Origin of the sequence: Streptomyces dysideae (genome assembly GCF_001514305.1) — a bacterium.
GTDB classification, from domain to species: domain Bacteria; phylum Actinomycetota; class Actinomycetes; order Streptomycetales; family Streptomycetaceae; genus Streptomyces; species Streptomyces dysideae.
Genome location: NZ_KQ949080.1, coordinates 135,289 through 160,165, shown reverse-complemented (window position 1 = coordinate 160,165; position 24,877 = coordinate 135,289). Strand labels below are relative to the sequence as shown.

The 24,877-nt window shown below is 70.5% G+C and carries 20 protein-coding genes; 13 read left to right on the top strand and 7 right to left on the bottom strand.

The annotated features are described in order from the left end of the window. The first annotated feature begins 14 nt into the window (after positions 1-14). The 3 genes from AQJ91_RS12615 to AQJ91_RS12605 all read left to right on the top strand — a co-directional run bounded on the left by AQJ91_RS12615 (position 15) and on the right by AQJ91_RS12605 (position 3,558). Entirely contained in the window at positions 15-785 is a 771-nt protein-coding gene (locus tag AQJ91_RS12615; protein ID WP_067019831.1) for a DUF4142 domain-containing protein, read from the top strand. Positions 786-877: 92 nt separating this feature from the next. After that, positions 878-1,654 (top strand): TIGR04222 domain-containing membrane protein, encoded by a 777-nt coding sequence (locus AQJ91_RS12610; RefSeq protein ID WP_067019828.1) that lies wholly within the window; start codon positions 878-880, stop codon positions 1,652-1,654. A gap of 320 nt (positions 1,655-1,974) precedes the next feature. Continuing rightward, complete coding sequence (locus AQJ91_RS12605; protein ID WP_067019825.1) at positions 1,975-3,558, top strand: alpha/beta hydrolase; 1,584 nt, start codon at positions 1,975-1,977, stop codon at positions 3,556-3,558. Between the two features lie 84 nt (positions 3,559-3,642). Here the strand turns inward: AQJ91_RS12605 and hemQ are convergent, their stop codons facing one another. Further along, complete coding sequence (gene hemQ, locus AQJ91_RS12600; protein ID WP_067019822.1) at positions 3,643-4,374, bottom strand: hydrogen peroxide-dependent heme synthase; 732 nt, start codon at positions 4,372-4,374, stop codon at positions 3,643-3,645. A gap of 5 nt (positions 4,375-4,379) precedes the next feature. After that, positions 4,380-5,951, bottom strand: a complete 1,572-nt coding sequence (gene hemG, locus AQJ91_RS12595) for a protoporphyrinogen oxidase (protein WP_067019819.1) — start codon at positions 5,949-5,951, stop codon at positions 4,380-4,382. A gap of 211 nt (positions 5,952-6,162) precedes the next feature. Between hemG and AQJ91_RS12590 the strand changes: the two genes are divergently transcribed. Next, the gene (locus AQJ91_RS12590) at positions 6,163-7,140 is read left to right on the top strand and encodes a DUF4349 domain-containing protein (RefSeq protein WP_067019816.1); all 978 of its coding nucleotides are present in this window, start codon (positions 6,163-6,165) and stop codon (positions 7,138-7,140) included. 77 nt (positions 7,141-7,217) lie between these two features. Then, on the top strand, positions 7,218-8,618 hold the full coding sequence (locus tag AQJ91_RS12585; RefSeq protein WP_067019812.1) for an FAD-dependent oxidoreductase: 1,401 nt from the start codon (positions 7,218-7,220) through the stop codon (positions 8,616-8,618). A 123-nt stretch (positions 8,619-8,741) separates the two neighbouring features. Here the strand turns inward: AQJ91_RS12585 and AQJ91_RS12580 are convergent, their stop codons facing one another. Next, positions 8,742-9,065, bottom strand: a complete 324-nt coding sequence (locus tag AQJ91_RS12580; RefSeq protein ID WP_067019809.1) for a hypothetical protein — start codon at positions 9,063-9,065, stop codon at positions 8,742-8,744. 125 nt (positions 9,066-9,190) lie between these two features. Between AQJ91_RS12580 and AQJ91_RS12575 the strand changes: the two genes are divergently transcribed. Then, on the top strand, positions 9,191-10,009 hold the full coding sequence (locus tag AQJ91_RS12575; protein ID WP_067019806.1) for a rhomboid family intramembrane serine protease: 819 nt from the start codon (positions 9,191-9,193) through the stop codon (positions 10,007-10,009). 135 nt (positions 10,010-10,144) lie between these two features. On the opposite strand, the gene hemE is transcribed toward AQJ91_RS12575, so the two are convergent. Beyond that, positions 10,145-11,209, bottom strand: coding sequence for a uroporphyrinogen decarboxylase (gene hemE, locus AQJ91_RS12570; protein ID WP_067019803.1), 1,065 nt, complete (start codon positions 11,207-11,209; stop codon positions 10,145-10,147). A 148-nt stretch (positions 11,210-11,357) separates the two neighbouring features. Here hemE and AQJ91_RS12565 point away from each other — a divergent pair, with 148 nt between their 5' ends. The 3 genes from AQJ91_RS12565 to AQJ91_RS12555 all read left to right on the top strand — a co-directional run bounded on the left by AQJ91_RS12565 (position 11,358) and on the right by AQJ91_RS12555 (position 14,440). Further along, a complete protein-coding gene (locus AQJ91_RS12565) occupies positions 11,358-12,026 on the top strand; it encodes a DUF3000 domain-containing protein (RefSeq protein ID WP_067019800.1) in 669 nt (222 codons plus the stop codon). A gap of 279 nt (positions 12,027-12,305) precedes the next feature. Continuing rightward, positions 12,306-12,968 (top strand): response regulator transcription factor, encoded by a 663-nt coding sequence (locus AQJ91_RS12560; RefSeq protein ID WP_053751649.1) that lies wholly within the window; start codon positions 12,306-12,308, stop codon positions 12,966-12,968. A 191-nt stretch (positions 12,969-13,159) separates the two neighbouring features. Beyond that, on the top strand, positions 13,160-14,440 hold the full coding sequence (locus AQJ91_RS12555) for a ribonuclease D (protein ID WP_079084858.1): 1,281 nt from the start codon (positions 13,160-13,162) through the stop codon (positions 14,438-14,440). 106 nt (positions 14,441-14,546) lie between these two features. Here the strand turns inward: AQJ91_RS12555 and AQJ91_RS12550 are convergent, their stop codons facing one another. From AQJ91_RS12550 to AQJ91_RS12540, 3 genes are read right to left on the bottom strand one after another with little or no spacing between them, the layout of a single operon-like run. Then, positions 14,547-15,377, bottom strand: coding sequence for a carbohydrate ABC transporter permease (locus tag AQJ91_RS12550; RefSeq protein ID WP_067019794.1), 831 nt, complete (start codon positions 15,375-15,377; stop codon positions 14,547-14,549). Continuing rightward, positions 15,374-16,324 carry a carbohydrate ABC transporter permease gene (locus AQJ91_RS12545; protein ID WP_067019791.1) on the bottom strand — a complete coding sequence of 317 codons (951 nt, stop codon included), beginning with the start codon at positions 16,322-16,324 and terminating at the stop codon, positions 15,374-15,376. The genes AQJ91_RS12550 and AQJ91_RS12545 overlap by 4 nt, the downstream gene beginning before the upstream one ends. Then, positions 16,324-17,637 (bottom strand): ABC transporter substrate-binding protein, encoded by a 1,314-nt coding sequence (locus AQJ91_RS12540; protein WP_067020163.1) that lies wholly within the window; start codon positions 17,635-17,637, stop codon positions 16,324-16,326. The genes AQJ91_RS12545 and AQJ91_RS12540 overlap by 1 nt, the downstream gene beginning before the upstream one ends. Positions 17,638-17,910: 273 nt before the next feature. On the opposite strand from AQJ91_RS12540, the gene AQJ91_RS12535 reads away from it, so the two are divergent. The 4 genes from AQJ91_RS12535 (at position 17,911) to AQJ91_RS12520 (ending at position 24,807) form a co-directional block, all read left to right on the top strand. Next, the gene (locus AQJ91_RS12535) at positions 17,911-20,286 is read left to right on the top strand and encodes a glycoside hydrolase family 2 protein (protein ID WP_067019788.1); all 2,376 of its coding nucleotides are present in this window, start codon (positions 17,911-17,913) and stop codon (positions 20,284-20,286) included. Then, a complete protein-coding gene (locus AQJ91_RS12530) occupies positions 20,283-21,317 on the top strand; it encodes a LacI family DNA-binding transcriptional regulator (protein ID WP_067019786.1) in 1,035 nt (344 codons plus the stop codon). The genes AQJ91_RS12535 and AQJ91_RS12530 overlap by 4 nt, the downstream gene beginning before the upstream one ends. A 140-nt stretch (positions 21,318-21,457) precedes the next feature. Further along, positions 21,458-22,684 (top strand): thiolase family protein, encoded by a 1,227-nt coding sequence (locus AQJ91_RS12525; RefSeq protein ID WP_067019783.1) that lies wholly within the window; start codon positions 21,458-21,460, stop codon positions 22,682-22,684. After that, positions 22,681-24,807, top strand: coding sequence for a 3-hydroxyacyl-CoA dehydrogenase NAD-binding domain-containing protein (locus tag AQJ91_RS12520; protein ID WP_067019781.1), 2,127 nt, complete (start codon positions 22,681-22,683; stop codon positions 24,805-24,807). The genes AQJ91_RS12525 and AQJ91_RS12520 overlap by 4 nt, the downstream gene beginning before the upstream one ends. The last annotated feature ends 70 nt before the right edge of the window (positions 24,808-24,877 follow it).

The window sequence follows — 24,877 nt, the reverse complement described above, 5'->3', positions numbered from 1 at the left end:
CAACAGGAGGCACCATGCGACCGCGACCCCCCATCAACGGCCGAGGCATCTTCAGCGGCACCGGGCTCATCATCACGGGCCTGACGGCGACGCTGCTGGCGATGGTCTTCCCGATCTGGTCGTACGCCGACCGCTCCGGAACCGGTCTGGACGTGCTCAACGCCCAGACCGTGTCGACCGAGTACGGGCCGCTGTCCGCCCTCGACCGCGACTTCCTCACCAAGGTCCGGCTGGCCGGGCTGTGGGAACTGCCCGCCGGGCAGCAGGCGCAGCAGAAGGGCACGACCCCGGCCGTACGCACGGCGGGCGAGCACCTCATCGAGGGGCACGCCTTCCTGGACGAGCGGGTCCGGGACGTCGCGGCCAAGCTCAGCCTCGAGCTGCCCAACGAGCCCACCGAGCAACAGCGGGGATGGCTGGACACCCTCGACTCGGCCCAGAGCGTGGAGTACGACCGGCAGTTCGCGAACATCCTGCGGCTGGCGCACGGCAAGGTGTTCTCGGTCGTCGCCCAGGTCCGGGCCAATACCCGCAACTCGCTCGTGCGGGAACTCGCCGAGGACGCCAACACCACCGTGCTGGACCACATCAAGGTCCTGGAGGCCACCGGCTACGTCGACTACGACGCGATGGTCCAGGACATGGTCGAGGACAGCACTCCCCCGATCACCACACCCCCGGCCCCGCCCGGCCCCACCACCGACCCGGCCCCGGCGGCCCCGATGACGCCCACACCGTCCCCGACCTACTCGCTGCCGCCTCCGGCCCAGCCCGAGGTGTCCTGACACCCAAACGGAACGTCACATACAGGCAACGCTCCGTGCCGATTGTGAGCGAGGCATGGCGCCGGGCAGAGCCTTTGGCATAGAAACGCGGCATGTTCTGGGTCCTTCTCCTGCTGCTGGCCTGGGTCGCCGCCGGCACGGCGTGTACGCGGCTGTGCCTGGCCGCCGTACGCGCGGCCGCCGTCGACGCGCGCGACGTGGGCCGGGGACACGATCTGACGTTGTACGAGGCGGCGTTCCTGTCCGGCGGCCCCCGGCGGGTCGCTGATCTGACCCTCGTCTCCATGGCGCGGCAGCATCGGCTGCTGCTCGCGCACACCGGCTGGGCGACCGTCGTCGACCCGCGCGGCCGGGACGACATGGAGCGGTCGGTCATCGGGGCCATCGGCCCGGAGGGCCAGTCCCGAATCGAGCCGGTGCGGGACGCGGCGGCCGCCGGGGACGCGGTGGGCGGCATCGCCGACCGGCTGGTGAACGCCGGGCTCGCCGTGCCCGAGGGGGCCCGCACCGGCGTCGCGGCCGCGATCCGGCAGGTGCGGTTCGCCGCGGGCGCCGTCCTCGGCCTGGGCGCGACCGCCCTGCTGGCGCCCACTCCGTCGGACCTGCCGCGGCACCTGGTCGCCCTCTGGTTCACGCTCCCCTTCGTGCTCACCCTGAGCTGCCTGGCCATCGCCCGGATCGAGGTGCACCCGTACTCGCGCTGGGCCTCCCCGGCCGGGCAGCGCCTGCTGGGCGCGCTGGCTCGGCACACGTGCGGCGGTGACGACCGTACGTACCTCACCTCCGTCGCCGTACGCGGCGTCCGCGCGATCGGCGAGCCCGACCTGCGCGCGGCGTTCGAGCACCGGGAGCTGCACCGGCGCGGCTAGGGGGTGTTTCGAAAGTCCCGCACAGCACCCACGGCGCCCGGCACGCTCCCCCACTGCCTTAAGGGCGTGGGAGGTGCCCCCACTCGCCGCACCGGCCAAAAGCCCAAGTACGTCCAGTACGAGGGCTTGTACCCGGCACGCCGAGAGCACGCACCGGACACCGCGGGCACCGCACAGGACTTTCGAAACACCCCCTAGTGCCGGTCCGGCGGGGCCGCAAAGGGAGCATCGGGGGCGACACCGGCGGGCCGGTGCTTGCCTTCCCCAACAAGCAGACGAAACATCCCTTTTGTTGCATCTGTGCACCGAAGGGATACGCGATGAAAGCTCCCGCCCTCTACTCGGCCGCCGGGTCGTTGCTCCTGACCACCCTCTCCGCCGCCCCGGCGGACAGCGCCGGGGCCGCCCCGGGCGTGGCCGAGCGGCACGGCACCGCGGTGGCCACCGCGCGCGCCGAGGCGGCGGGCATCGACTTCGGCAGGTGCTCCAAGGAGCAGGACACTCCGGGCAGCCTCCAGTGCGGCACGGTCACCGTCCCCCTTGACTACGCACATCCCAACGGCAAGCAGATCAAGCTCACCGTCAGCCGCGTCCGCGCCACCCACAAGGACCCGAACAACAGCAAGCACCGGGTGCCCCGGCAGGGCGCCCTGGTCTTCAACCCCGGCGGTCCGGGCGCCTCCGGCATGTACTTCCCGCTCATCGGCCTGATGCCCAAGTGGAAGCGGCTCGCGGCGGCATACGACCTCGTCGGCTATGCCCCGCGCGGGGTGGGCCGCTCGGCGCCGCTGTCCTGCCAGGAACCCAAACGTTTCTTCAAGGGGCCCTCGCAGGCACCGACGCACCCCTCGGAGTCGTACAAGCAGGAGCGCATCGCCCAGGCGAAGGCGTACGCGCGGGGCTGCGCCAAACGGTCGGGCAGCGCGCTGCGGCACTACCACTCCCTCAACAACGCCCGCGACCTGGACGTCCTGCGGGCCGCACTGGGCGAGAGGAAGCTGACGTTCATGGGCGCCTCGTACGGCACCTACTTCGGGGCGCTGTACGCGACGCTCTTCCCCTCACACGTACGGCGGATGGTGTTCGACTCGGCGGTGAACCCGGACCCCGAGCAGATCTGGTACCGCAACAACCTCACCCAGTCCGCCGCGTTCGAGGGCCGCTGGGCGGACTTCCGGGACTGGATCGCCCGGCACGACGACGTGTACGGCCTCGGCGACACGGCGGAGAAGGTGCGGCGCAGCTACGAGAAGGCGGCGGCGCAACTGTCCGCCGAGCCGGCCGGCGGGAAGGTCGGGCCGGCGCAGTTGCAGGGGACGTTTCTGCAGGCCGGGTACTACGACGACTACTGGCCCTCGCGCGCCGAGGCGCTGTCGGCGTATCTGAAGGGCGACCCGAAGCCACTGGTCGGGCTGGCCGCGCCGGTGACGGAGGCGGCGGCCGAGGCGGAGAACTCCAGCGCCGTCTACACGGCCGTCGAGTGCAACGACGCGTCCTGGCCGACGGACTGGAAGGTGTGGGACCGGGACAACACGCGGCTCGCGCGGGTGGCGCCGTTCGAGACGTGGGACAACGTGTGGACGAACCTGCCCTGTGCGTATTGGCTCGCGCCGCGTCAGCAGGTGCTTGATGTGCGGACTGGGGCTGGTGAGTTGCCGCCTACGTTGATCCTTGCCGCCGAGCGGGATGCGGCTACGCCGTATGACGGGGCGGTGGAGTTGCAGCGGCGGTTGTCCGGCTCGGTGCTGGTGACTGAACGGGACTCCGGTACGCACGGGATCGCGGGTGGGCCTAATGCCTGCGTCAACGGTTATCTCGACGCGTATCTGTTGGAGGGGCGGCTTCCGGTGCGGCGCGCTGCCTGTGCGCCGCATCCGGAGCCGAACCCGCAGGCTGATCAGTGACGCCGTCTGCGGGTTGTTTGCGGCTGGTCGCGCCCACGCGGCGGTAGCCGCACATTGACACAGCCCCGCGCCCCTATCGGGGCGCTACGCCAACCCGGCGACCAGTTCGGTGACCGACTTGCGGCGGCCCGTGAAGAACGGGACCTCCTCGCGGACGTGCATCCTGGCCTCGGAAGCGCGCAGGTGGCGCATGAGGTCGACGATGCGGTAGAGCTCGTCGGCCTCGAAGGCGAGGAGCCACTCGTAGTCGCCCAGCGAGAACGAGGCGACCGTGTTGGCGCGTACGTCGGGGAAGCCGCGGGCCATCTTGCCGTGATCGGCGAGCATGCGGCGGCGGTCCTCGTCGGGCAGGAGGTACCAGTCGTAGGAGCGCACGAAGGGGTAGACGCTCACATAGTTGCGGGGCGTCTCGTCGGCGAGGAACGCCGGGATGTGCGAGCGGTTGAACTCGGCGGGGCGGTGCAGCGCCATGTTCGACCAGACCGGCGTGAGGGCGCGGCCCAGCTTGGTGCGGCGGAAGAGGTTGTACGCCTCCTGCAGCTGGTCGCTGGTCTCGGCGTGCCACCAGATCATGAGGTCGGCGTCCGCACGCAGGCCGGACACGTCGTAGGTGCCGCGGACGGTGACGTCCTTGGCGGCGAGCTGGTCGAAGAGGTCCTGGACCTCGTCGGCGTAACCGGCGCGGTCCTCGGGGAGGACGTCCTTCAGCTTGAAGACGGACCAGAGGGTGTAGCGGATGACCTCGTTGAGGTCCTTGGCCAGCTTGCCCTTGTTCGGGATCCTGCCGGGCTCGGTGGTGGGGGCGTCGTCACTCATGGTCCCTATTCTCCTGCTCCGCCGTGCAGACTCTGCACCGGGTTGGCGGTGAGCTCCTGCACGCCCGCCCGTCGCCCACCACCACCCTCAACCGAAGCGCTTCGCGCTGCACCTCTTGTCTCCAGGTCACCGTCGATCTCGTCCACCGCCGCGTAGGCGCCTGCGATGCACGCGGGGACGCCCACGCCGTCGTACTGCGCGCCGCACACCGCGAGGCCCGGAAGCTTGCCGATGTGCTCGCGGATGCGGGCCACGCGCGTGTGGTGGCCGACGGGGTACTGGGGCAGGCCGTCGGTCCAGCGGGTGACGCGGGTTTCGAGGGGCGTGGCGTCGAGGCCGGTCGCCGCCTTCAGGTCGTGCCGGGAGACGTCCACGAGCTCGGTGTCCTCGCGCCGGAGGATCTCGGTCTCGCCGTACCGCCCGACGGACGTGCGCAGCACGACGACGTCCGGGTTCTCGTCGGCGATCCAGCCCCACTTCTGGGAGGCGAACGTCGACGCCTTGATGGTGCGCCCGTCGACCGGCGGCACGAGGAAGCCGCTGCCCGCCGGGAGGTCCGTGTCGGCGCGGCGGTAGGCGAGGGTGACCAGGGCCATCGAGGCGTACTCGACGGCGTCGAGCTCGATGGCGGCTTCGGGGGCCTCGGCGCGCAGGAGGGCGGCGGCGGCCGGGGCGGGGAGCGCGACGACGACCGCGTCCGCGTACAGCACCCGGTCGCCCGCGACGACGCGCCATGCGGCACCCTCGGGGCCGAAGGCACGCGGCCCGTCGGCGTCTTCCGACTCCGGCACTACGCCTCCACCGACCCTGCGCAGCTCCGTCACCGGCGTCCCGGTCAGGATCTCACCGCCCCGTGCACGGACCGACTCCGCGACGGCGAGCGGGAGTTGGCCCACTCCGCCCTCGATGCCCATGAACACCGGGCCGGTCTGCTGGTCGGCGGCCATCTTCGCCTGGATCTCGCGGACCGCCTCCGTGAGGGAGTCGTGGGTCCTGGCGGCCTGGTAGAGCTGCGGGACCGCCGAGCGCATCGAGATGCGGTACGCGTCGCCCGCGTACACGCCGCCCAGCAGGGGTTCGACCAGGCGGTCGACGACCTCGCGGCCGAGCCGTGCCGCCACGTACTCCCCGACCGCCACGTCGTCGCCGACCTCCGTGCGGGGCAGGTCGGCGTCGCGCTCGATGCGGGCGAGGCCCTCGTCGGACAGCACGCCGGCCAGGGCGGCGGCGGTACCGGGGACGCCCATGACGTGGCCCTTGGGCATGGGGCGCAGGGCGCCGCGGGTCCAGATCGACGCCGTGGCGGTGGCGGGCGGCTGGAGTAGGTCGGCCAGGCCGACCTCGCGGGCCAGGGCGACGGCCTCGGGGCGGCGGGCGAGCATCGACTCGGCGCCGAAGTCGACGCGGGCGCCCGCGATCTCGCCGGGCAGCAGCTTGCCGCCGAGCCGGTCCGACGCCTCCAGCACGGTCACCTGTCTGCCGCGGTCCAGGAGCCGGTGGGCGGCCGCCAGTCCGGCGATCCCACCCCCGATGACGACGGCATGACCAGGTCCCGTGTGTGTGTCCGCTTCGCGCATGATCCCACTCTCTCAAACCCCACTGACACTCCCGACAGGGCCGTTCGGCCCTGGGGCTGCCCGGCGGAAGGCCCCGGTCCCGCCCGGCCGCCGCGTGCCCGCACCGAGTCCCGACCGTGACCGCATCGGAACCGTTTCCCGCCAACGTCCGGGCCCGCCCGGGCGTCGAAGGAGCGTCAGTCGACACGACGACCCTCGGGGGGACTCCCACATGCGCGCACGACGTTCCGTACGACCCGTTCAGGCCCTGGCCGGCATCGTGCTGGCCGCGGCCCTCGCCCTCACCGGCTGCAGCGGCGCAGGCGACGACTCGGGCGGCAGCCGCGCGGAGGACGCCGCCTCACTGGCCGACGCCGACTCGAACAGCGGCACGAAGGAGGGCGCCCCGGGCGGCGGCGCCGACAAGGCGACCACGGCGCCCAAGCTCACCGCGAGCCACATCATCCGCACCGCCACACTGACCGTGCAGGTCAAGGACGTACCGAAGGCCCTCGACGAGGCCCGCACCACCACCGAGAACGCGGGCGGCTACGTCGGCAACGAGACCACCACCCGGGTCGAGGAGGGCGGCGAGGAGACCAGGGTGGTCCTGCGTGTGCCCGTCGACAAGTACGCCGAGGTCCTCGCCGACCTGGAGGGCGCGGGCAAGCTGCTCGAACGCACCGCGAAGGCCCAGGACGTCACCGACCAGGTCGTCGACGTGGAGAGCCGCATCAAGTCGCAGCGGGCCAGCGTGGCCCGGGTCCGCGAACTGATGGACCAGGCGACCAAGCTCAGCGACGTGGTGACACTGGAGGGCGAGCTGAGCGCCCGCCAGACCGAACTGGAGGCGCTGCTCGCCCGCCAGGCGTCCCTGAAGGACCGCACCACCCTGGCCACCATCACCCTTTCCCTCACCGAAACGCCGGTGCAGGAGCCCGCCGAGGACGACGACCCCGGGTTCGTGGACGCGGTCGCGGGCGGCTGGGGCGCGTTCCTGACGATGCTGCGCTGGCTGGCGGTGGCCCTGGGCGCGGTGCTGCCGTTCGCCGCGGCGGCGGCCCTGATCGTGCTGGTGTGGCTGAAGGTCCTCCGGCACCGGCTGCCGCGCCGCCCGGCGACCGCGTCCGCGATGACGGCGCTGGGCCCGCTGCCGACGGCGCGCCCGGCACCGGAGCCGAAGCGCACGGACGAGAACGGCGAGAACTGATCAAAGGGCTGACGGGAGAGCTGGCCGGAGGGCTGGGAGGCCCGCCCTGAAATGCCGCGCTCGCATAGCGTGTTCGCATGAGCATGAGCAGTGCGAGGGGTTCGAGAGAGCGGCTGGTCGTCATCGGCGGCGACGCCGCGGGCATGTCCGCGGCGTCGCAGGCCAGGCGGCTGAAGAGCGCCGACGAGCTGGAGATCGTGGCGTTCGAACGCGGCCACTTCACCTCCTACTCGGCGTGCGGCATCCCGTACTGGGTGGGCGGTGACGTCCCCGACCGCGACCAGCTGATCGCCCGCACACCGGAGGAGCACCGCGAGCGGGACATCGACCTGCGCATGCGCACGGAGGTCACGGAGATCGACGTGGCCGGCGGGCGGGTACGCGCGCGTGACGTCGATTCGGGCGCCGAGTCCTGGACGTCGTACGACAAACTCGTGATCGCCACCGGCGCCCGCCCGATCCGCCCCGACATGCCGGGTGCCGACGCCCCCGGAGTCCATGGCGTGCAGACCCTCGACGACGGCCAGGCCCTCCTCGACACTCTGGCACGCACGCGTGGGCGGCGCGCGGTGGTCGTCGGCGCGGGCTACATCGGCGTCGAGATGGCGGAGGCGCTCATCAACCGCGGCTACGAGGTGACGGTCGTCAACCGCGGCAAGGAGCCCATGTCCACGCTCGACCCGGACATGGGCCGCCTGGTGCACGAGGCCATGGAGGCCATGGGCATCACGATGGTCGACGACGCCGAGGTGACGAAGATCCTCACCGGGGACGACGGCCGGGTCCGCGCGGTGGCCACGGAGGCCGCCGAGTACCCGGCGGACGTGGTCGTCCTGGGCATCGGCGTCCGCCCCGAGACGACCCTCGCCGCCGCGGCGGGCCTCCCCCTCGGCGACCACGGCGGCCTGCTCACCGACCTGGCGATGCGGGTGCGCGGCCATGACAACATCTGGGCGGGCGGCGACTGCGTCGAGGTCCTCGACCTGGTCTCCGGCCGGGAACGCCACATCGCCCTCGGCACCCACGCCAACAAACACGGCCAGATCATCGGCACCAACGCGGGCGGCGGCTACGCCACGTTCCCCGGCGTGGTCGGCACGGCGGTCAGCAAGGTCTGCTACCTGGAGATCGCCCGCACAGGTCTGCGCGAGAAGGACGCCCGCAGGGCGGGCCTCCAGTACGTGACGACCACGATCGAGTCCACAAGCCGCGCGGGCTACTACCCCGACGCCTCGAAGATGACGGTCAAGATCCTGGCGGAACGCCGCACCGGCCGCCTCTTGGGCGTCCAGATCGTGGGCCGGGAGGGGGCGGCCAAGCGAGTGGACATCGCAGCGGTGGCATTGACGGCCGGGATGACGGTGGAGCAGATTACGTCCCTGGACCTGGGTTACGCGCCACCTTTCTCACCCGTCTGGGACCCGGTACTGGTAGCGGCCCGCAAGGCAACAAAAACGGTAAACGAGAGTCCTTCTTGAGCGGGGCCGCGGGCAACGCCCTCAGGGACGCGGGGCTGTGTCAATGTGCGGCTACCGCCGCGTGGGCGCGACCAGCCCCAACGAACCCGCAGCCGACAATGCACCCGCACCCCTACGGTGCTCCTACGCCGACCCGTTGATCCTCTCGATCGCCTGCCGCGCCTGCTCCGCCGGCGGCCTCGCCGGCAACGACGACACCGACGCACTACCACCGGAGGCAACCGGCTGCTCGCCCGCCGGCTTCGCATGCGCCGCAGCCGGCCGCGCCGACCGCAACCGCTGACTGACGACCTCATCGAACGTCACCGGCCGCTGCATCTGCGAAGCAAGCCGCCCCGCCTCCTGACCCAGCCGGGCCACGTCTTCCCACGGCAGCCGCACCACCAGGGAGATCTCCGCCTCGCCGTCGGGCAGAGCGTGAATCGGAGGAGTAACTCGGTCGTTCATCGCCTGTTCCTCACGTTGACCCCGCGGCCCGCCTTCCCTGTGCCACGGGCGGTTGAGAAGACATACGCAGGGGCGGACACCCGTGTTCACCGATTCACGGAGCGCGTCGGGGGCACACATTCCTTGTGGTCATCCCCGTCCATGACGTGAACCCGGCGCGCCGCACCCCCGTGGTGACGTACGCCCTGATCGCCGCGAACGTCCTCGTGTTCCTGTTCACGCCCGGTCTGGCCGGTTCCGTGGCCGGGGAGAGCAGCCTGGCGCAGCTGTGCCATCTGCAGGCGTTCCTGGACCAGTACGCGGCGGTGCCGCAGGAGTTGATCCACGGTCAGCTGCCCCGCTCGGTCCCGACCGGCGAGGTCGCCGTCGGCCCGCAGGGCCCGGGCTGTGTGATCGGCCCGCCGGACTACGACAAGTCCCCGCCGCTGTCCGTCTTCACCGCGATGTTCCTGCACGGCGGCTGGCTGCACCTGCTGGGCAACATGCTGTTCCTGCTGATCTTCGGCAACAACATCGAGGACCGCATGGGCCATGTGCGGTACCTGCTCTTCTACCTCGTCTGCGGCTACGCGGCCTCGTACGGCTACGCTCTCCTCAACGACGAGTCGGCCGATCCCCTGATCGGCGCGTCCGGGGCGATCGCCGGGGTGCTGGGCGCCTATCTGGTGCTGTATCCGAAGGCCAGGGTGTGGGTTCTCGTCCCGTTCCTGATCTTCCTGCCGCTGCGGCTGCCGGCCTGGCTGGTGCTGAGCTTCTGGTTCGTGCTGCAGGCGGCGTACTCGTCCGGCGGGGGCGTCGCCGACGCGGGCACCGTGGCGTACGCGGCGCACGTCGTCGGCTTCCTGGCCGGCATGGCGATCGCCTGGCCGCTGCGCGCCAACACCCCGCCGCCCCCGGAGCCGCGCAACCTGCTGTTCGGAAGGAGGGCGCGACCCGGTTGGTGACAGGGGACCGGACGCCGGAGCGGCGCCGCAGGGCGCGGCGTCAGCGTGCCGCGAGGTCGCGCCGACCACGACGGCCGGCGCCGCGACCGGCAGCGCCAAGACGGCTTGTAGTCGAGCTATTGGGGTGCTGGACCGTCAGCGGGCGGTCTGGGTGTGGACGTACTCCACCAGGCGGGTCAGCGCGTCCGGGTCGGTGGACGGAAGGACACCGTGGCCGAGGTTGAAGACGTGGCCCTCGATGCCCGTCGCCGCGTCGAGGACCTCGCGGGTCTTGGCCTCGACCGCTTCGGTGGTGGCGAACAGGATCGTCGGGTCGAGGTTGCCCTGCAGCGCCTTGCCGGGGCCGACGCGGCGGGCGGCCTCGTCGAGCGGGACGCGCCAGTCGACGCCGACGACGTCCGCGCCGGCCTCGCCCATCAGGCCCAGGAGCTCACCGGTGCCGACGCCGAAGTGGATGCGCGGGACGCCGTACCCCGCGACGGCCTCGAAGACCTTCACCGAGGCCGGCATCACCGAGCGGCGGTAGTCGGCCGGGGCGAGGGCGCCGACCCAGGAGTCGAAGAGCTGGACCGCGGAGGCACCGGCCTCGATCTGGATTTTGAGGAAGGCGCCCGTGATCTCGGCGAGGCGGTCCAGCAGGTCGGCCCAGAGTTCCGGGTCGCCGTACATCATCGCCTTGGCGTTCTCGTACGTGCGCGACGGACCGCCCTCGACGAGATAGCTCGCGAGGGTGAAAGGCGCGCCGGCGAAGCCGATGAGCGGGGTGGAGCCGAGCTCGCGGGTGAGCAGGCCGATGGCCTCGGTGACGTAGGAGACGTCCTCGGGTGTGAGGTCGCGCAGCTGGGCCAGGTCGGCGCGGGTGCGGATCGGGCGCTCGACGACCGGGCCGACGCCGGGCTTGATGTCGAGGTCGATGCCGATGGCCTTGAGCGGGACGACGATGTCGCTGAAGTAGATCGCCGCGTCCACGTTGTGCCGGCGGACCGGCTGCAGCGTGATCTCGGTGACCAGCTCGGGGCGCATGCAGGACTCGAGCATCGGGATGCCCTCGCGCACCTTGCGGTACTCCGGCAGGGAGCGCCCGGCCTGCCGCATGAACCACACCGGGGTGTGCGGCACGGGTTCGCGCCTGCACGCCTTGAGGAACGCGGAGTCGTAGGTGGCTGTCGGCGGCGTCGGCTGCGTCTGGTTGGCACTCACGGTGGCAAGTCTCGCACGGCGTCCAAGGTGCCAGGCGCCCGGTGTTGGGGTCACTGTCGGGCACCTGCGGCCCAACCGCCCGCAGGCCGCGCCGGTTGTCCGGGTGTCTAGCCCAGCACCGGGCCCCGGTTCCCCTTAATCTTCCGGCATGGCTGCGGCTCAGGGACAACTGTCGGACGGCGCTGGCGGAACGGATGACGCGAAGGAGGGGGAGCACCATGCGGGCACGACGGCTCCGCTGCCCTTCCGGACCGCCGTCGAAGCGCTGCGGGCCGCGCGGCTGAGGCCGCAGATCGAGGTGGAGCCGACGCGGGCACCGCAGCGGCTCGCCCCCTTCGCGTACGCGCTGGAGGCCGCGGTCGTCGACGGCGACCAGGACCTGGCCGACGGCCGGCTGGTGCTGCTGCACGAACCGGACGGGCACGACGCCTGGCGGGGCACCTTCCGGCTGGTGACGCTGGTGCGCGCGGAGCTGGAGGCGGAGATGGCCGCCGACCCGCTGCTGCCCGAGGTGTGCTGGTCGTGGCTGACCGGCGCGCTGCAGGCGCGCGGACTGACGTACGGCGAGCCGAGCGGCACCGTCACACGCGCGAGCTCCCACTACTTCGGCGGGCTGTCCGAGCGCCCGGCGGCCTCGCAGATCGAGATCCGCGCGTCCTGGACACCCCGCGAGGGCCTGGGCGGCGTCCCGGACACGGCCGCCCACTTGGGCGCCTGGTGTGATCTGCTCGCCCAGGTCGCGGGCCTGCCGCCGGCCGGTCCCGGTGACGCGTCCGTGGTGACGCTGCCACAGCGGCGCGGCCCGCAGCCACGCTGACCTCTCCCTCTCCTGGCCCCCTCCCCCGCTCCCCCTGCCCTTCCTGCCCGTCACTTTGTCGATACGGCCACTTTCGGACGCGTATCGAAGCAGACCGAAACCGTTCGATCTTCGGATGATCGATCGCGTGTCCGAATTGCACGGATTGTTACTCACCAGATCGTGATCATTCTCTAAAGGCGGACGGGTTTGGTGCCGAAGACGACTGTGACCTTGAAAGCACGGTTCCCCCCGGCTTCATCCCCACAAGCCGGCCCCGTCCCCCACCCAGGAGGCCTGGTGTCCGTTCTCCTCGAGCAGCCCGCAAGCCTGGTCGCCTACCGCCCGAACAAGCCGACCGCCATGGTGGTCGTGGCCGATCCTCGCGTCCGTTCCACCGTCACCCGCCACCTGTGGGCGCTCGGCGTGCGCGACGTGATCGAGGCCTCGTCCGTCGCGGAGGCTCGTCCCCGCATCGGCAACCCCCGCGACATCTGTGTCGCCGACGTCCACCTCCCCGACGGCTCCGGCCTCACCCTCCTGTCCGAGACGCGCGCCGCGGGCTGGCCCAACGGCCTCGCCCTCTCCGCCGCCGACGACATCGGCGCGGTCCGCAACGCGCTCGCAGGCGGCGTGAAGGGCTACGTCGTCACCGGCACCCGTACGAACGTCGGGCTCCCCACCCGGCCGGGTGCCGCTCCCATCGGCGCGGCCGCCGCCCGTATGCACCGCCGCCCCCCGGGTGCTCCGAGCCACCCGGGCGGCTACCGCGAACTGTCCGGCCGTGAGGTCGAGGTGCTGCGACTGGTGGCGGAGGGCCAGTCGAACAAGGCCATCGGCGTCTCGATGGGCCTGTCCGCACTGACCGTCAAGAGCCACCTCGCCCGCATCGCCCGCAAGCTCGGCACGGGCGACCGCGCCGGCATGGTCGCCGTCGCCCTCCGGACCGGCATCATCCACTGAGCTCACCGAGCTCTACCGAGAGCCAGATCATTCACGGACGTGAACCGGATCGGCCGCTGATCCCCCGCGTCCCCCCTCCCACCCGTCGTGAACCGGACCATTCACCGACCTGACTGGTTTACGACCCCCAGACGCCCGTCGACGGAACGTTCCGTCGACGGGTGCTGTCCATACACAGATACCCTTGACAGGTGACCGACGCCCAAGAAACCGCAGCAGACAGTTCACTGCGAACCACCGGAGGCGCCCCTCCGGACGACGGCGGATCTTCTGTTACGGAGGCGCCGATCCCTTTGCTCGAACCACGCGAGGGCATTCCGCCGGTGATCGCGGACGAGACCGCGCTCGCCGAGGCCATCGCCGCCTTCGCCGCGGGCTCCGGCCCGGTCGCCGTCGACGCCGAACGCGCGTCCGGCTATCGCTACGGCCAGCGCGCCTATCTGGTGCAGCTGCGCCGCGAGGGCGCGGGCAGCGCGTTGATCGACCCCGTGGCCTGTCCCGATCTGTCGGGACTCGGCGAGGCACTCTCCGGTGTGGAGTGGGTGCTGCACGCCGCCACCCAGGATCTTCCCTGCCTGCGGGAAATAGGCATGATCCCCACCCGCCTGTTCGACACCGAGCTGGCCGGGCGGCTCGCCGGGTTCCCGCGGGTCGGCCTGGGCGCGATGGTCGAGAGCGTCCTGGGCTTCGTCCTGGAGAAGGGACACTCCGCCGTCGACTGGTCGACCCGGCCGCTGCCCGAGCCGTGGCTGCGGTACGCGGCGCTCGATGTGGAGCTCCTGATCGACCTGCGTGACGCGCTGGAGAAGGAGCTGGACCGGCAGGGCAAGCTGGAGTGGGCCCAGCAGGAGTTCGACGCGATCGCGGCGGCGCCGCCCGCCGAGCCGCGTAAGGATCCCTGGCGGCGTACGTCCGGCATGCACAAGGTGCGGCGGCGTCGGCAGCTGGCCGTCGTGCGGGAGCTGTGGCAGGCGCGGGACCGGATCGCCCAGCGGCGGGATGTGTCGCCGGGCAAGGTGCTGAGTGACGCGGCCATTGTGGAGGCCGCGCTCTCGTTGCCGGCCAACGCGCATGCCCTCGCGGCGTTGAACGGGTACGGGCATCGGATGGGGCGGCGGCAGTTGGAGCAGTGGCAGGCCGCCGTCGACCGGGCCAAGGCGCTTGCGGAGGCGCAGTTGCCGGCGCCGGGGCAGCCGATCACCGGTCCGCCGCCGCCGCGGGCTTGGGCCGACAAGGATCCTGCCGCTGCGGCTCGGTTGTCCGCGGCGCGGGCGGCTGTGTCCGCGCTGGCCGAGCAGTTGAACATGCCGCAGGAGAACCTGATCACGCCGGATACGGTTCGGCGGGTTTGCTGGGAGCCGCCGAAGGTTGTCGATGCCGAGTCGGTTGGTGGTGCGCTGGCTGGTTATGGGGCTCGGCCGTGGCAGGTGGAGCAGGTGACTCCTGTACTGGTGGCTGCATTGTCCGCTTAGCCGCCGTAGGGGGTTCTGCCGTACGGCGGCTGCGGGCTCGTCGTGGTTGCTCGCGCCCACGCGGCGGAGCCGCACACTGATACGGCCCCGCGCCCCTAGAGGCACCTCATCTGGTCGCACCTTTCGTGAAGCCGTTGTAGATGAACCTCTGCAGGCACAGGAAGACGATCAAGGTCGGCAGGATTACCAGGACCGCTCCTGCCGAGATCGTTTCCCAGTGGGCCGCGAAGGGGCCGCGGAAGCGGAACAGGGACGTCGATATCACGCCAAGATCTTCCGACGGCATGTAGAGGAAGGGGATGTAGAAGTCGTTGTAGGTCGTGATGCCCTTCACGATGACGACCGTCGCGATCGCCGGTTTCAGGAGCGGGAAGATGATCTTGCGGTAGATCGTGAAGGCGTTGGCGCCGTCCAGGCGGGCCGATTCGTCCAGGGAGACCGGGATCGAGCGGACGAACTGCAGGAAAATGTAGATCGAGACGATGTCCGTGCCCATGTAGAGCGCGATCGGTGCCCACAGGCTGTCGAACATGCCGAAGCTGTTGACGATCTGGAAGGTCGCCACCTGGGTGGTGACGCCGGGGACCAGGGCGGCGATCAGGAAGAGCGCCACGACGAGCTTCTTGAAGCGGAAGCTGAACCGGTCTATCGCGTACGCCGTCATCGAGCCGATGAGGACCGTGCCGCCGATGGCGAACAGCAGGATGAGGGCCGTGTTGCCGAACGCCGAGAGCATGCGGCCGTCCTGGAAGGCCGTCACGTAGTTGTCGAAGTTCAGCGGGTTGTCGGGGAGCGTCAGTTTTCCGCTGTCGTCCGCCATCTCCTTCGAGGTCTTGAGGGAGGTGAGGAAGACGACACCCAGCGGGAGCAGGACCACCGCGCTCGCGGTGATCAGGGACAGGTAGACCAGGGTGCGGGCGGCGATGCGTCGGCTCATACGAGGTCCACCTTGTCGTCGGGGACGAGGCGCCGCTGGAGCCAGGTCACCGCCAGGATGATCAGGAGCAGGACGACGGCGGCCGCGGAGGCCAGGCCGGTCTTGTTGAACTGGAAGGCCAGCTTGATCGTCTGGATCACGAAGGTCTCGGTGCCGGTCGCCCCGCCGGTCATGATGTACGGGATCTCGAAGACCGACAGCGATCCGGAGATGGACAGGATCACGGTCAGGCTGATCACCGGCTTGATGCTCGGCGCGATGATGTGCCGGAACTGGTGCCAGCGGTTGGCACCGTCCAGCTCCGCCGCCTCGTAGAGCTCACCGGGGATGGACTGGATCGCGCCCAGGAAGAGGACGAAGTTCAGGCCCATGTAACGCCAGACCGAGACGCCGGCGAGTGAGGTGTTCGCCGAGGTGGAGGTGCCCAGCCAGGCGTGGTCGGTGTGGTGGCCTAACAGGCTCAGCAGCGAGTCGAGGGTGCCGCCGTCCTGGAAGAAGTAGAGGAAGACGAAGCCGATCGCGACCCCGTTGATCAGGTAGGGGAAGAACAGGACGCCCTTGAAGAAGTTCCGGAAGCGGACGTTGAAGCTGAGGACCGTCGCGAAGTAGAGCGCGGCGACGATCTGGACGACCGAGGCGGCGAGGTAGTAGCCGCTGACGAAGAACACCTGGAAGAGATCCTCGCGGGTGAAGATCTCCGCGTAGTTCACCACGCCCGTGTAGTGCAGTTCGGGGCTGACGCCGTCCCAGTCGGTGAAGCTGTACGCCACCATGTTGGCGATCGGCGCGTAGGTGAAGGTGATCAGCAGGGCGAGCGGAGCGATCAGGAAGAGCCAGGGGGTGACGGTCCGCAAGACGCGGGCCCGGGGTGGGGCCGGTGCGGGGGCGGCGGGTGCCGCCCCCGCGGTGGCCCGGAAGGCCGCCGCCTTCTCGGTGGTGTCCGTCATCAGGACCCCACGGTCTGCTGTGCCTCGGTCCACTTCTTGCTCAGGCCGGCGAGGAAGCCGTCCAGGCTGCCGTCGGTGGCGCCGCGGGCCAGGTCGATCAGGTCCTGGCGGTACTCGGGCTTGTAGATGCCGACCTCGGACTGGTCGTCGATCAGCTTGACCTCGGCGCCCTTGGCGTCGTCGACCTCGATGAGCTTCACGCCCGCGTCCTCGTACGGCTTCAGTACGCCGGGCAGCGAGGCGTCCTTGAGCGGGGAGATGGCCAGGTTGTCCTCGACGTAGGTGGACTTGTCGGTGAACCAGTCGATCCAGGCGCGGGCCGCCTCCTTGTGCTGGGAGTGGACGTTGACGGCCTGGTTGTAGTCGGGGCTGACGGTCGAGCAGAACTTCCCGTCCGCCTGGGCGGTCGGGAACGGCATGAACCCGATGTCGTCGGGGTTCACCCCCGCCTGTTTGGCGGCGTCCTGGAACTGGACGATCGCCCAGGTGCCGAGCCACTGCGTGGCGAGCTCGCCCTTCGCCAGCCGGGGCTTGGACTCCTCCCAGTTGGTGGTCGTCGGGTCCTTCTCGACCAGGCCCTCGCGCACCATGTCGTAGAGGAGCTGGTCGCCGACGCGCAGGTCGGCACCCTCGGCCCACGGGTCGCCCTCGGCGAGCTTGGTGGTCGCCCGGGTGTCGCAGTGCACCGAACCGTTGACGTACGTCCACGAGGTCAGCGGCCACTGGGCGGCGAAGTTGGTGTAGTAAGGGGTCGCGTCGGTCCTGGACTTGATCGCCTTCAGGGCGGTCACGAACTCGGCCGGGGTGGTGGGCCAGTCGGTGATCCCGGCCTCCCGCCACACCCGCTTGTTGTAGACGAAGCCGGGCATCACGCCGTTCGGGCTCTGCCCGTAGACCTTGCCGTCGACCGTGGTGAAGTCGGTGAAGCGGTACTTCTTTCCGCGCTCCTCCTGGGTGCCCAGCGAGGCGAAGAACTTCGGGTAGTCGTTCTTCTTGATCACCGCGGGGATCAGCAGGACGTCGCCATAGTTCTCCGTGTTCATACGGATCTTGACTTCGGCCTCGTAGTTGGTGAGGGCCTCGAACTCGACCTTGACCTTCGGGTAGGTCTTGTTGAACTCGGCGGCGTACTTCTTCATCGTGCCGTTCTGCACGAGGTCGGTCCGCACGGTGAGGACTTTGATGGTTCCGGTCACCTTTGACGGATCGTCAGGCGCCTTGGCGTCGGCTCCCTTGGACGATCCTCCGGTCCCGGTGCACGCCGAGAGCAGCAGGGCACCGGTGACCATGGCCAGGACTGTACGGCGGTTCATGTGCATCAGCTCCGTTCATGGGACGGACTCAGGGCCTGCCCGGCGGGCCCTGTCGGAGACGCGGGGTCTGGCACGCACATCTGCCGCGTTGTCGTCGGTCGCCGATGAGGCGCCGCCGATTTCCTCCGACCTGGCCCGCCGGACAGGCCCTGGGACGAGCGGGTTGGCTGGTTCGGAACTCTGACAGCGCTTTCTTAACCGGTAAAGTCCCTATTCCGCCAACGATGCCGAAATAATTCGCAGCACTGGGATCGACCGGCTTAGGGAGTGCGCATGCTGGAGGCCTCACCGCTCAGCGACGGATGGATCCTGCGGCACGAAGGAGAGGCGCTCCCGGCCGCGGTGCCGGGCTGTGTGCACACCGATCTGCTGGCGGCCGGGGTCATCCCGGATCCCTTTCTCGGGCGGAACGAGGCCGAGGTGGCCTGGGTGGGGCGGCGGGAGTGGACGTACGAGACCGACCTGCGGGCGGCGTCCGCGCACGAGCAGACCGACCTCGTCTTCGACGGGCTCGACTCCGCCGCCGAGATCCTGCTGGACGGTCAACTCCTGGGCCGGACACGGAACATGCACCGCTCCTATCGCTTCGACGTGACAGGCCTTCAGGGGCGGCTCACGGTCCGGTTCGTGTCCGCGTACGCCGAGGCCGAGGCCGTGCGCGGCAAGGTGGGCGAGCGGCCCGCCGCCTACGCCGAACCGTTCCAGTACATCCGCAAGATGGCCTGCTCCTTCGGCTGGGACTGGGGACCGACCCTGGTGACGGCCGGGATCTGGCGGCCGGTGCGGCTGGAGCACTGGTCGACGGCGCGGATCGCGCGGGTGCGTCCGCTGGTGACCGTCGGACAGGGGCTGGGTGTCGTCGAGTTGGCCGTCGACGTCGAGCGCAGCCGGGTCGAGGCGCCGCTCGCCGTCGAGGCGACCGTCGGCGGGGTGCGGGCGCGTGCGGAGATCGACGGAACGAGCGGGGTCGTACGGCTGGAAGTGCCCGACGTGCGGTTGTGGTGGCCGCGCGGGTACGGGGAACAGCCGTTGTACGACGTCGAGTTGACGTTGCTGCACGGCGAGGACGTGCTGGATGTGTGGCGTCGGCGGATCGGCTTCCGGGCCGTGGAGCTGGACCGCCGCCCCGACGCGCACGGCACTGGCTTCACCCTCGTCGTCAACGGCGAGCGGCTGTTCGCGCGGGGCGTCAACTGGATCCCGGACGATGTGTTCCCGTCCCGGGTGCCCCGGGAGCGGTACCGCGAGCGGCTGCGGCAGGCGGCCGACGCGGGGGTGGACCTCGTACGGATCTGGGGCGGCGGGATCTATGAGAGCGCAGACTTCTACGACGCCTGCGACGAGTTGGGGCTACTGGTCTGGCAGGACTTCCCGTTCGCGTGCGCGGCCTATCCGGAGGAGCAGCCGCTGCGGGGCGAGGTGGAGGCCGAGGCGCGGGAGAACGTCGTACGGCTGATGCCGCATCCCTCGCTCGTGCTGTGGAACGGCAACAACGAGAACCTGTGGGGGTTCCGGGACTGGGGCTGGGAACGGCGGCTGGCCGGGGATTCCTGGGGCGAGGGGTACTACCTGGGCATACTGCCGCGGGTGGTGGCCGAGTTGGACCCGACGCGGCCGTATACGGCGGGGAGTCCGTGGTCGGGGTCGTGGGACCGGCATCCCAACGACCCCGCACACGGGACGCATCACTCGTGGGAGGTGTGGAACCGGGAGGACTACGCCGGGTACCGCGCGAATGTGCCCCGATTCGTGGCCGAGTTCGGGTGGCAGGCGCCGCCCGCGTACGCCACGCTGCGGCGGGCGCTGCCGGGTGAGCAGCTCGCGCCGGACTCCCCCGGCATGCTGCACCACCAGAAGGCGGACGACGGGAACGGGAAGCTGCGGCGGGGGCTGGAGCGGCATTTCGCCTTCCCCGACGGGGACTTCGACCGCTGGCACTACCTCATGCAGGTCAATCAGGCGCGGGCGGTCGCCGCCGGGATCGAGTACTGGCGGTCGCACTGGCCGGTGTGTGCCGGGACGGTCGTATGGCAGCTCAACGACTGCTGGCCGGTGACCTCCTGGGCGGCGATCGACGGGGACGGGCGGGAGAAGCCGCTGTACCACGAGCTGCGAAGGCTGTACGCGGACCGGCTGCTGACCCTTCAAGTGCAGGCGTCGGGGCTGGTGTTGGCCGCCGTCAACCAGGCCGCGGAGGAGTGGACGGGGGTCCTTCGGCTGCGGCGGGTGTCGGTCGACGGGGTGGTGGCCGGTGAGGCGAGCGTGGGGTTCGCGGCCGCGCGGCGGGCGGTGGCGCTGGTCGAGGTGCCGAGGGAGCTGGCGCCCGTCGGGCCGAAGGAGTTCCTGGTCGGGGACGTGGAGGGGGCCGGGCTGCGGGCGGTGCACTTCCCGGCGGAGGACCGTGAAGTTCCTTATCCCCGGCCGGAGTTCGACGTCGCGCTGGTGCCGGGCGGGATCACGGTGACGGCCCGTACCCTCGTACGGGATCTGCTGCTCCAGGCCGACCGGCTGGATCCGGACGCGCGGGCCGACCGGGGGCTCGTCACGCTGCTGCCCGGTGAGCAGGTGACCATCGGGGTGCGCGGCTGGCAGACTCCGGACGCCGAGCGTGCCCGTACGGCCCTGTACTGCGTGGAGCCCACCCGATGACTGCAACTCCCGCCTCTCGCGTCACCATCAAGGACGTCGCCGCGCTCGCCGGCGTGTCCAAGGGTGCCGTGTCCCTCGCCTTCAACCACAAGCCGGGCCTGTCGGAGGCGACCAGGGACCGTATCTTCCAGGCGGCGCGGGAACTCGGGTGGGCGCCGAACCTCACCGCGCGGACGCTGGCCGGGTCCCGGGTGGACGTCGTGGGGCTGGCGATCTGCCGGCCGGCCCGGCTGCTCGGGCTCGAGCCGTTCTACATGGAGTTCATCTCGGGCGTGGAGAGCGTCCTGACCGAGCACTCCTCCTCGCTGCTGCTGCGGCTCGTACGGAGCGTCGAGGAGGAGGCCGGGCTGCAGGAGACGTGGTGGCGGGGGCGGCAGATCGGCGGGTCCATCCTGGTCGACTTCCGCGCGGACGACCCCCGGGTGGCCCCCGTGGAGCGGCTCGGGATGCCGGTCGTCGCGGTGGCGCATCCGTCGCTGACGGGCGGGCTGACGTCCGTGTGGACCGACGACACCACCGCCGTGACGGAGGCGGTGCGGTATCTGGCCGCCCTCGGGCACCGGCGGATCGCCCGGGTGGGCGGTGCGGCGGCCCTGGGACACACGTCGATCCGTACGGCCGCCTTCGACGCGGCGGCGCGGGCGCTGGGGCTGGCGGGGGCGTGGCAGGTCGCGACCGACTTCTCGGGGGACGCGGGGGCCCGGGCGACCAGGTCACTGCTGGCCGCCGCTCCGCCGGACCGGCCGACGGCGATCGTCTACGACAACGACATCATGGCGGTGGCCGGGCTGTCGGTGGCCGCGGAGATGGGGCTGAGCGTGCCCAGGGACGTGTCGCTGCTGGCGTGGGACGACTCTCAGCTGTGCCGGCTGACGCATCCGACGCTGTCCGCGATGAGCCATGACGTGCACGGGTTCGGGGCCGAGGTGGCTCGGACGTTGTTCGGGGTGATCGCGGGGGGCGGGCCGGGATCGCATCCTGTGCCTACGCCGGTACTGACGCCTCGGGGGTCCACTGCGCCGCCTCGGTGAGTGTCCGTCCTCAATGTGACCTTCGCCGCTCCCGGCTCCGGTACTGTGCAGCTACGTTACCCACAAGTAGCATGGGTCCTGAGCGCGCGCTCAGCGCATCGCAGCAGTAGTGCCATCCCGCACCCTGGAGGAGAGCCATCGTGCCTCGTACCGTCAGGGACGTCGTCTTCGTCGACGGCGTCCGCACCCCGTTCGGCAAGGCGGGCCCGAAGGGCATCTACCACGAGACCCGTGCCGACGACCTCGTCGTGAAGGCGATCCGGGAGCTGCTGCGCCGCAACCCCGGTCTCGACCCGAAGAAGATCGACGAGGTCGCCATCGCCGCGACCACACAGATCGGTGACCAGGGCCTGACGCTGGGCCGCACGGCCGGCATCCTCGCCGGTCTCCCCCAGTCGGTCCCGGGCTACTCCATCGACCGCATGTGCGCCGGTGCGCTGACCGCCGTCACCACCACCGCCGGCTCCATCGCCTTCGGTGCCTACGACGCCGTCATCGCGGGCGGTGTCGAGCACATGGGCCGCCACCCCATGGGCGAGGGCGTGGACCCGAACCCGCGGTTCGTCAGCGAGAAGCTGGTCGACGAGTCCGCGCTGTTCATGGGCATGACCGCCGAGAACCTGCACGACCGCTACCCGCAGATCACCAAGCAGCGCGCCGACGAGTACGCGGTGCGCTCGCAGGAGAAGGCCGCCAAGGCGTACGCCAACGGCAAGATCCAGCAGGACCTGGTGCCGATCTCGGTGCGCAACACCAACTCGGAGGTCGGCGAGACCGGCTGGGGCCTGGTCACCGCCGACGAGCCGATGCGCCCGGGGACCACGCTGGAGAACCTGGCCGGTCTGAAGACGCCGTTCCGTGTGCACGGCCGGGTCACCGCCGGTAACGCGGCCGGTCTGAACGACGGCGCCACCGCGTCGATCATCGCGAGCGAGGACTTCGCCCGCGAGCACAACCTCCCGGTGAAGATGCGCCTGGTCTCCTACGCCTTCGCGGGCGTCGAGCCGGAGGTCATGGGCTACGGCCCGATCCCGGCGACGGAGAAGGCGCTCGCCAAGGCGGGCCTGTCGATCGAGGACATCAACCTCTTCGAGATCAACGAGGCCTTCGCGGTCCAGGTGCTCGCCTTCCTGGAGCACTACGGCATCGCCGACGACGACGCCCGCGTCAACCAGTACGGCGGCGCCATCGCGTACGGCCACCCGCTGGCCTCCTCCGGCGTCCGCCTCATGACGCAGCTGGCCCGCCAGTTCGAGGAGCAGCCGGAGGTCCGTTACGGCCTCACCACCATGTGCGTCGGCTTCGGCATGGGCGCCACGGTCATCTGGGAGAACCCGCACCACAAGGACGCCGGAGGCAACAAGTGAGCACCACCGAACTCCTGAAGGGCGCGGCCGAGCTGTTCCCGGACGAGGTCGTGACGTCGGCGCACGTACGCCACCTCGACCTGCCGTTCGGCGCGGGGCGCTTCGCCCTGATCACGCTGGACAACGGCTTCGACCACACCAAGCCCACCACCTTCGGCCCGCAGTCGCTCGCGAACCTGAACACCGCGATCGACCAGGTCGAGGCCGAGGCCGCGGCCGGCGACATCGTCGGCGTCGGCATCACCGGCAAGCCGTTCATCTTCGCGGTCGGCGCGGACCTCAAGGGCGTAGAGCTCCTGAAGAACCACGACGACGCGCTCGCCATCGGCAAGGGCGGCCACGAGGTCTTCAAGCGGCTGTCGGCCCTCGCGGTCCCGACCTTCGCGTACTACAACGGCGCGGCCATGGGCGGTGGCGTCGAGGTCGGTCTGCACTGCAGGTACCGGACCGTGTCCAAGGCGCTCCCCGCCTTCTCGCTGCCCGAGGTCTTCCTCGGTCTCGTGCCCGGCTGGGGCGGCTGCACGATCCTGCCGAACCTGATCGGCGCCGACAAGGCCGTCTCGGTGATCATCGAGAACAGCCTCAACCAGAACAAGCAGCTCAAGGGCCAGCAGGTCTACGACCTGGGCATCGCCGACGCCATCTTCGAGGGCGCGGACTTCCTGGAGCAGTCGCTGCTCTGGACCGCCCAGGTACTCAAGGGCGACGTCGAGGTCGAGCGTCCCGTGATCGACCGCGGTGAGGCCTGGGACCAGGCCGTCGCCAAGGGCCGCTTCATCGCGGACAGCAAGGTGCACGGGGCCGCTCCGGCCGCGTACCGCGCCCTGGACATCATCGCCGCCGCGAAGAACGGCGACCTGCAGCAGGGTTACGACGCCGAGGACGTGGCCCTCGCCGACCTGATCATGGGTGGCGAGCTGCGCGCCGGTATCTACGCGTTCAACCTGGTGCAGAAGCGGGGCAAGCGCCCGGCCGGTGCCCCGGACAAGAACCTTGCGCGTCCGGTGACCAAGGTGGGTGTGGTCGGCGCCGGTCTGATGGCCAGCCAGCTCGCCCTGCTGTTCCTGCGCCGCCTCGAGGTGCCGGTCGTCCTCACGGACATCGACCAGGAGCGCGTCGACAAGGGTGTGGGCTACGTCCAGGCCGAGATCGACAAGCTGCTCGGCAAGGGCCGTATCAACCAGGACAAGGCCAACCGTCTGAAGGCGCTGGTCTCGGGTGTCCTGGACAAGGCCGAGGGCTTCTCCGACGCGGACTTCATCATCGAGGCCGTGTTCGAGGAGATCGGCGTCAAGCAGCAGGTGTTCGCGGAGGTCGAGGCGGTCGCCCCGGCGCACGCGATCCTGGCGACGAACACGTCCTCGCTGTCGGTGTCGGAGATGGCGTCGAAGCTGAAGAACCCCGAGCGGGTCGTCGGCTTCCACTTCTTCAACCCGGTGGCCGTACTGCCGCTCCTGGAGATCGTCCGCGGCGAGCAGACCGACGACGCCTCGCTGGCCACGGCGTTCGCCGTCGCCAAGAAGCTGAAGAAGACCGCGGTGCTGGTGAAGGACGCCCCGGCGTTCGTCGTGAACCGCATCCTGACCCGCTTCATGGGCGAGGTCCAGAACGTCATCGACGAGGGCACGCCGGTCGAGGTCGCCGAGAAGGCGGTCGAGCCGCTGGGCCTGCCGATGTCCCCGCTGGTCCTGCTGGAGCTGGTCGGCCCCGCGATCGGCCTGCACGTCTCGGAGACCCTCAACCGGGCCTTCCCGGACCGCTTCAAGGTCTCCTCGAACCTCAAGGCGGTCGTCGACGCCGGCAAGCGCGGCTTCTACGTCTACGACAGCGGCAAGCCCGAGCTCGACCCGGAGGTCGCAGCGTTGCTCAAGCAGGGCGACACCGTCCTGACCGAGGAGCAGGTACGGGCGCGGGTGCTGGACGCGGTCGCCGAGGAGATCGGCCTGATGCTCGACGAGGGCGTCGTCGCCGAGGCCCAGGACATCGACCTCTGCCTGATCACGGGCGCCGGCTGGCCCTTCCACCTGGGCGGCATCACGCCGTACCTGGACCGCGAGGGCGTCTCCGAGCGCGTGAACGGCAAGAAGTTCCTGGCTCCGGGCGTGGCGAGCGTCCCGGCGTAGGCGCTCCGCTGTGGACGCCGGGTGCCCTGTACGCCGACTGGTGTGCGGGGCACCCGGCGTTTGGTCGGGC